The sequence below is a fragment of the Pantoea sp. SIMBA_079 genome (assembly GCF_046940275.1).
In the GTDB taxonomy this organism is placed as follows: Bacteria; Pseudomonadota; Gammaproteobacteria; order Enterobacterales; family Enterobacteriaceae; genus Pantoea; species Pantoea borealis.
Genome location: NZ_JAWRYR010000659.1, coordinates 1 through 251 on the forward strand (window position 1 = coordinate 1; position 251 = coordinate 251).

At 37.8% G+C, this 251-nt stretch carries 1 protein-coding gene; it reads left to right on the forward strand.

From position 1 onward, the window contains the following. Positions 1–251: hypothetical protein (locus SB719_RS21585; RefSeq protein ID WP_412159950.1), on the forward strand; the 251-nt coding region annotated here is incomplete at both ends.

The window sequence follows — 251 nt, forward strand, 5'->3', positions numbered from 1 at the left end:
TGAAGAAATGGAGTACACATATGATTTTAGTCTTCGTGTAGAAGAAGATCAGTCATTTTCTTTATTAGATGCGTTTGAAGAAGTGTTGGAGAAAGAGGGGGAATCAGATAGAGCGGTAATGATTCGAAACGGATTGGTCCAAACTTATCAAATGGAGCAGAATCCTCCTCAAAAAACAGGTTTCTTTCAAAAGCTATTTGGTTCAGGAAAAAAGAAACGAGAAGAGTCTTCTGTTGCATCTGATGAGTTGG